This is a genomic window from Polaromonas sp. (genome assembly GCF_039932935.1).
Taxonomy (GTDB): domain Bacteria; phylum Pseudomonadota; class Gammaproteobacteria; order Burkholderiales; family Burkholderiaceae_C; genus Polaromonas.
This window is the reverse complement of record NZ_JBDTPB010000120.1, coordinates 39142-46009: the sequence shown is the minus strand read 5'-3', so window position 1 is coordinate 46009 and position 6868 is coordinate 39142. Positions and strand designations below refer to the sequence as shown.

The 6868-nt window shown below is 61.1% G+C and carries 8 protein-coding genes; 5 read left to right on the top strand and 3 right to left on the bottom strand.

What is annotated here, in order from left to right; translation table 11 throughout:
- The first annotated feature begins 159 nt into the window (after positions 1-159).
- Together ABI546_RS19350 and ABI546_RS19345 are read left to right on the top strand one after the other, a co-directional pair.
- Positions 160-1281 carry a serine hydrolase gene (locus ABI546_RS19350; protein WP_348049253.1) on the top strand — a complete coding sequence of 374 codons (1122 nt, stop codon included), beginning with the start codon at positions 160-162 and terminating at the stop codon, positions 1279-1281.
- A 253-nt stretch (positions 1282-1534) separates the two neighbouring features.
- Entirely contained in the window at positions 1535-1843 is a 309-nt protein-coding gene (locus ABI546_RS19345; RefSeq protein ID WP_348049252.1) for a hypothetical protein, read from the top strand.
- 289 nt (positions 1844-2132) lie between these two features.
- Here ABI546_RS19345 and ABI546_RS19340 read toward each other — a convergent pair whose 3' ends face one another.
- The 3 genes from ABI546_RS19340 to ABI546_RS19330 form a co-directional block, all read right to left on the bottom strand.
- Positions 2133-3044: a dienelactone hydrolase family protein gene (locus ABI546_RS19340; protein ID WP_348049251.1), complete on the bottom strand. Its 912-nt coding sequence runs from the start codon at positions 3042-3044 to the stop codon at positions 2133-2135.
- Between the two features lie 138 nt (positions 3045-3182).
- Positions 3183-3983 (bottom strand): fumarylacetoacetate hydrolase family protein, encoded by an 801-nt coding sequence (locus ABI546_RS19335; RefSeq protein WP_348049249.1) that lies wholly within the window; start codon positions 3981-3983, stop codon positions 3183-3185.
- A 169-nt stretch (positions 3984-4152) separates the two neighbouring features.
- Positions 4153-5070, bottom strand: coding sequence for an AraC family transcriptional regulator (locus ABI546_RS19330; RefSeq protein ID WP_348049247.1), 918 nt, complete (start codon positions 5068-5070; stop codon positions 4153-4155).
- 149 nt (positions 5071-5219) lie between these two features.
- Here ABI546_RS19330 and ABI546_RS19325 point away from each other — a divergent pair, with 149 nt between their 5' ends.
- The 3 genes from ABI546_RS19325 (at position 5220) to ABI546_RS19315 (ending at position 6853) form a co-directional block, all read left to right on the top strand.
- A complete protein-coding gene (locus ABI546_RS19325) occupies positions 5220-5792 on the top strand; it encodes a MarR family transcriptional regulator (RefSeq protein WP_348049246.1) in 573 nt (190 codons plus the stop codon).
- 78 nt (positions 5793-5870) lie between these two features.
- On the top strand, positions 5871-6380 hold the full coding sequence (locus ABI546_RS19320) for a DUF393 domain-containing protein (protein ID WP_348049245.1): 510 nt from the start codon (positions 5871-5873) through the stop codon (positions 6378-6380).
- Between the two features lie 59 nt (positions 6381-6439).
- Complete coding sequence (locus tag ABI546_RS19315) at positions 6440-6853, top strand: hypothetical protein (protein ID WP_348049243.1); 414 nt, start codon at positions 6440-6442, stop codon at positions 6851-6853.
- Positions 6854-6868 lie beyond the last annotated feature (15 nt).

Below are 6868 nucleotides of genomic sequence, written 5' to 3'. Positions count from 1 at the left end.
TACGACAGCCAAGAGGCTGTGCGTGCAAACCGGGTTTATTTACAGCCTCGTTAGTCGTCATGGGTGTCGTCATGGAGTCTTTTTTTCACCGGCGTGGGGTAAATGGTGGATCGATATGAAGGTTCGCGGGAAACACGTCAACCCGCTTGGGGACGGCAAATGATTCGAGTGTTCCTTATCACCGTCACCTTCTCCGCCACCGCGCATGCTCTGACGATCGGCCCCGGTGAACTCTATCGGGCCAACGGTCCCGCAAGCTGGCATCGGATTGTCCCCGCGCCGCAGGTGCAGCCACTCAAGACACGCACACCGACAGCCAGCGAGGAAACGGTCATCGCTCAGGCGCGCGCCGCGCAATTGCGCACGTCCCCGACCGCCGTCGTGCTGATGGACGGGGACGCCGTCGTGTACGCGTGGCAGCGAAACGAGGCCGCGCGCCTGTACTGGGGCGCAAGCATCGGCAAGAGCGTGCTATCAATGGCCGTGGGGCAGGCGATCTGCGCCGGCAAGCTACAACTTGCGGCGAAGGTGCGTGAGTTCGTCCCGGAGGCCGCGCTCTATGCCGTCGGCGAGGCCACGGTTCGCGATCTCCTGCGCATGGCAGGTGGCACGGCCGACAATACCGTCAATCCCGAGACGAGCAGCCCGTGGACCCCAGCCGACAACCGCGCCTTGAACGACGGCACGCTGACGATGCAGCAGCTCGTACTGCAACCGAAGCTGCTCACGATGCACAAGGGATTTTTTGGCGAAGCAAAGCCGGGCGAGCGCTTTTCGTACAAGTCGACAGACCCGGCGCTGCTCGGCATCGTGCTGCGTCGCGCGACCGGCATCGCTTACGGCTCCTGGTTACAGCAGCAAGTATTCGATGCAATGGGTGCGGAAGGCGGGGGGCTCGTCGAGCAGGACGGCGAAGGCTACGGCCTCACGAGCGCGGGCGTCCGCCTGCCCCTCGCCGATTGGGAACGCTTGGCTCTTTGGGTGCGGCGTGTGTCGGATGAGGGCAGTTGTATCGGCGACTATGCGCGCAAGGCTATGCTCCTTCAAGTCGACAATCCCGGTCTGCCCTCGCAGCGCAAGTTCGGCGTGCTGTTTGACGGCTACGGGTATTTCTTCTGGGTGCGCAATCGCATCGCGCCGAAGACGACCTTCGCCTCGGGCCTTGGCGGCCAGCGCATCAGCTGGCGCGAAGGTTCGACCCGCATGACGCTGTTCTTCTCTCGGGAAGAGGACTGGATGCCACAGCTATATGAGATTGTGCGCGCATGGAACGGTGATTGACCTTCGGAAATGCAGCATGAGGGCTAACAGTTCCTTCTACACGGACACGGACACGGAGCTTGTATCGTTTTAGTTGACACTCTTACCTAAGGGAGAGGGTAGTCAATGGACGTGAGTCAATGCCGACTCGAATCACCCTGCCCCTGTAGGAGATTTTCTCAATGTGGCAGGTTTTTGGCATGAATCTCACCGGCGGAGCACATACTGCTCACACAGTCACCAACGACTGGGCTTACACACAAAGGAGCTCATCATGAAATCGACCACATTTCTTGTCTCACTCGGCATACTGGCAGCCGCCATCAGCACTCCCCTCTTAGCCTGTGATCAGGAGCACAGCTCTCAACGTGAACGCCGGCACGTCACGGATAAGCGCACCGTAGGCGGGTTCGACCACGGGATGCAGGAGGTACGCCATGATGCGTCTCCCGCCACGCCGGGCAGTGGGTGGCGTTATTTCTCAGACCCCGCAACACGCCGCGCGGTCGTGATCAGTCCGCAAGGGGATTATTACTACAGCCGCGGCCAGGGCCTGAACTGGGTCGCTGCAGAACCGACGTAGGGGGTGGCTCTGGGCGTCATGTCAACGACCACGCAGCCGCGCACTTGAACTGCAGATGGCGTCGCCCAAAGTCGGTTCCACGGCTCATGCTGGGTTTAAGAGCCTTCACGCGTCCCTCTTTCCGTTCGCCCTGAGGTATCGAAGGGCTGGTGCGCTGCGGGGGTGGGCTTCGATACCTCAGCCCGAACGGAGAAGAATTCAGTGGGCACATCCGGTCGGGGCCGCAATAAAAAAAGCCGCCGGCCCTTTCGGGCTTGGCGGCTTGCTGGCTGCTGGCTGCTGGCGGGAGTTAAGCGACGCCGTGGACCTTAAACCACTCCAGCGCTCGCTTGAACCCGTCTTCGGCCGCGTCCTTGCGGTAGCTTGGGCGGTAGTCGGCATGGAAGGCATGGGGGGCCTGCGGGTAGACCACAAACTCGGAGGCCGCCGCGGCCTTGTTGCCTTTGGCGCCGGCCTCAGCCAGCGCGTCCTTCATCTGGTTGATGGTGGTCAGCGGAATTCCGCCATCCTGCCCGCCGTAGAGGCCCAGCACCGGCGCCTTCAGGCCTGCCGCCAGGTCCAGCGGGTGCTGGGGCGTGAGGGCCGATGGCTGGCCGACCAGGCGACCGTACCAGGCCACGCCGGCCTTGACGTTCTTGCTTTGCTCGGCATACAGCCAGGTGATGCGGCCGCCCCAGCAAAAACCGGTGATGCCCACTTTTTTGGCGTTTCCACCGTTAGCAGCCGCCCACTTCACGGCGCCGTCCAGATCAGCCATGACTTGCGCGTCGGGCACTTTGGAGACGACTTCGGCCATCAGCTTGGCCATTTCGTTGTACTTGCTGGGGTCACCCTGGCGTGCATAAAGCTCAGGGGCAATCGCCAGGTAGCCGGCTTTGGCAAAGCGCCGTGCCGTGTCGGCAATGTACTCGTGCACACCAAAAATTTCCTGAATCACCAAGACCACGGGCAGGTTGGTCTTGCCTGCGGGCGCCGCAAAGAAGGCGGGTACCTTGAAGCCGTTGACTTCGTAGGTGGTTTCGCCGGTCTTCAGGCCGTCCGACGAGGTCTTGATGGCCGTTTGCGCCATGATGGGCATGGCCGTCGCGGCGTAGCCGACGCCGAGGGCCGTTTTGAGCGCGGTGCGGCGGGTGGCGCCGGCTTCGGTGGTCTGCCCGGGCAACAGGGCATCGAAGTCTTTTTTCTGGTCGTGTTCAAGCATGGCGGTTCCTCAGTAAATTGTTGGAGGGAGCAAAAGGCAAACAGTCGGAGTCTATGCGGGCCCGTAAGTTCTTGCCATCACGGGGCGATGACACGGTGTTTTCCCTTGTCCCGCCCCGTTTCCGCCAGTGGCCGGCCCTTAAACGATCTTGACGCTCAGCTCGGGCAAACCGTCAATGTGGCATTCAATGACGTCACCCTTGACCACCGGGCCGACGTTTTCAGGCGTGCCTGAGTAAATGATGTCGCCCGGAAAGAGCTCAAACGCTTCGGACAGTTTGGATATCTGCTCGGCCACCGACCAGATCATGTGATTGAGGGTGGCCTGTTGCTTGACCTGGCCGTTGACCTTGAGCCAGATCGCGCCCTTGGTGTAGTGGCCGGTCTGCGCCACCTTGTGGATGGGGCCGATGGGGGCCGAGCGGTCAAAGCTCTTGCCAATTTCCCAGGGCTTTTTCTGGTCGCCCATGCCGCGCTGCAGATCGCGACGCGTCATGTCCAGGCCGAGCGCGTAGCCGTACACCAGGTCCAGCGCCTGGCTCATGGGGATGTTGCGCCCGCCTTTGGCCAGGGCCGCGACGAGCTCGACTTCGTAGTGGTAGTTCTTGGTCAGCGAGGGATAAGGATGGTCCACCACCTTGCCGGGCGGCACGACCTGGATGGCGTCCGTCGGTTTCTGAAAGAAAAACGGAGGCTCACGCGTCGGGTCAGAGCCCATCTCAATCGCATGGGCGGCGTAGTTGCGGCCAATGCAGTAAATGCGGCGCACCGGAAACATCTGGTCGCTGCCGGCAATCGGCACGTAGGTTTCGGGCACGGTGAAGGGCGTGGCGGGCGCATTGGCCGCCGTACCCGGTGTGGCGCAGCCTACAACGGCGCCTGCCGTCATCAACGCGCCTGTTTGCAGAATTCCGCGTTTGCTCATGTCTGGTTTTGTCATGTGTGTCTCCTGAAGTTGTGAATGAAGGCTGGAGCTTGTTGTTTGTGGCTTTTTTCTCCAACCATTGAGCTTAGGGTGGCCATGCCCTGCGCAGGCAGACGCAATTACGCATTTACCGGACGATTCAACTCAGCGGTGTTGCGCCGCAGCGAGGGCCTGGAGCAGGTCTTTAAACCGTGCCGGAAATCTTGGCACGCACGCTGTCGCGATAAGCCTTGGGCGTCTGGCCAAAGCGCTGCCTGAAGCGCCTTGCGAAGTAGGCTTCGTCGGCAAAGCCTGAGGCATGCGCAATGCTGGCGATGCGCTGGCTGCTATGCGCCAGTTGTTCCTGCGCGAATTCCAGTCGCCGCTCGGTCACCAGGTCGGTGAAAGTTTTGCCGGTTTCTTTTTTGAGCAGATGCGCCAGGTAATTGGGCGAGAGGAAGGCGGCTGCCGCCGCATCGGCCAGCGTGACTTCGCCGGCCAGGTGATCGCGGATGTAGCGCACCGCGCGCTGCAGGCTGGCGCGGCGGCTACCCTGTTGCGCCTGGCTGGCTGAAAAGCGCAGCAGGTCGGCCTCGAATTTCCGGCACACCAGGCTAATCAGCTGCAGCATCAGGCCGCGGATCATCTCGATGGAGCCGAAGCGGCGGTTGGCGTTTTCAAAGGCGAGTTTTTCGAGCAGCGCCTCGACTTCGGGAAACTCGGCTTCTGAAAAATAAAAGTCGGTGTGTTCCTGAAAGAGAAAGGGCGCGAGTTCGGGCGCGCGGGTCAGCGGCACGTCTTCCAGGTCCAGTGGGTCCACATCAAGGCCGGGGCGCAAAAACTGCTGCGACATATTGATGATGACGTAGCGTGAACCCTCAGGGTGCGGAATCACGTGCACGCGGTAGGGCAGGATGAAGCTCAGATAGCCGCGCCGAAAGGGCCGTACCGTGCCGGCCACGTTCTGTTCGGTGTCGCCCTGCAGGCTGATCTGGATCTGGAAGTACTCGTGCCGATGCGGGCGCACCAGCGGCGGCCGCACCAATTGGGACCGGATGTCGAAGTCAAGATGGTCGGCCCGCTCGGACATGCCATAGGTTTTGATAGGGCTGGCGTCTGTCATACGCCGTATTTTCGATGCAGGCGATGGAAGGCACATCGGTAGAAAGCCCTGCGAAGCCCTCCAACAGCGCTCCGAACGCCTTTGAGACATTTCTGAAATCTTTATTTTTCTGTCTTGACAGAAATAAATGAAGGCGTATATTCGGATTCATGGAACTCAGCACTGTCGCCCGCAAATTTGTCGTCCACTGGGGAGAAATGGGCACGTCCTGGGGTGTGAACCGCACCGTCTCGCAAATCCACGCCCTGCTCTTCTTCCATGGCCGGCCACTGCATGCCGAAGAAATCGCCGACACGCTGACAGTAGCCCGTTCCAATGTGAGCACCAGCCTCAAGGAACTGCTCAACTGGAACCTCATCCGCACCACCCAGGTGCTGGGTGACCGGCGCGACTATTACGAAACCTCGCTCGATGTGTGGGAGCTGTTTCGCACCGTGGTGCGCGAGCGCAAGGAACGCGAGTTCGACCCCACCGTGCGCATGTTGCAGGGTCTGGTGAAGGAAGAAGACTTTGACGCCGAGTCCGCCGATGCGCAAGACCGCGTGCGTGAGACCCTGCGGCTGATGGAGTCGCTGGGCCTGTGGGCCGACGAGATGCTGCGGCTGTCGCCCACCACGCTGGAAAAAGTTTTGCGCATGGGCGCCAGCGTGCAGAAATTTGTGCGCGGAGACAGCGATGCAAAACCCATGGATCCTTCGGAGCTTTTACCGCCTACTTTTTGATTTGAAGGGCTGGCCAGTGTTGGCCTTTTTTTTGGCTAATTATTTCTGTTTGTACTGAAATTTCTAAAGGAGAGAAATATGACCAGTATTCATAGCATCCCGGACCTGGGCAACACCCGCTACGACAGCTTCAAGGCGGGCCTGGATCCCACGATTTATCCGCTGACGCTGTTCTATGAGTCCGTCTGCCCGCTCTGCAATGCAGAGATGAGCAACCTCATGCTGCGCGACACCCAGGGGCACCTGCGCTTTGCCGATGTCTCGGCACCCGGCTTCACCGATGTGCCAGCAGGCGCCACCCTGCAAGACCTGCTCGACCTGATCCACGCACGCACCGCAGACGGCCGCGTGCTCAAGGGTGTTGAGGTGTTCCGCCTGGCCTATGAAGCCGTCGGCCTGGGCTGGGTCAGCTCGGCCATGCGCATGCCGCTGCTGCGCCCGCTGGCCGAATGGGGCTACCCGGTGCTGGCGCGCAACCGCCATCGTATTCCGCGCGGCCTGGTGCGCCTGGTGTTTGAAGGCGCCGTGCGGCGTGCCGCCGAACGCTCGGCCCTGGCGCGCTGCGATACCGACACCTGCTCACGCTGAGCAGTCCCCTCACCTCTTCACCCAACCCTCCAAGTAAACGAAAGCGAAAGGAAATCATCATGAGTGCCAACCTGTTTTTTGTCTCCCTGCTGATCGCGCTGGTCGGCCCGGTCATCGCCATCGCCTACCTCAAGCCCATCCTCTACAAGGTGCTTCGCATGTTGTGCGATGCGGACGGCGGCGCGGAATTCTGGATACGCTGCGCCTACCTGCTTGCGGTGTCGGGCACCTTGCTGCTGATGCTGACCTTCGGCGAGTTCAATGACCGCAGCACCATCATCGACACGGTGCGGCGTTCTCTGTGGCTGGTGCTGGCGGGCGTGTTTGTGACCGTGGCGATCATTTCGCGCAATGTGTGGACGCAAGTGAGGCAGTGGGTGGCGGCACAAAACCTGGCCGCTGACATACAGGCCGCCCGCATCGCGAAGCATGCCGCATCGGCCGAGCCACGCATCGCTACCGGTTCAGCCTGAAGGCGCCCTCAGCAC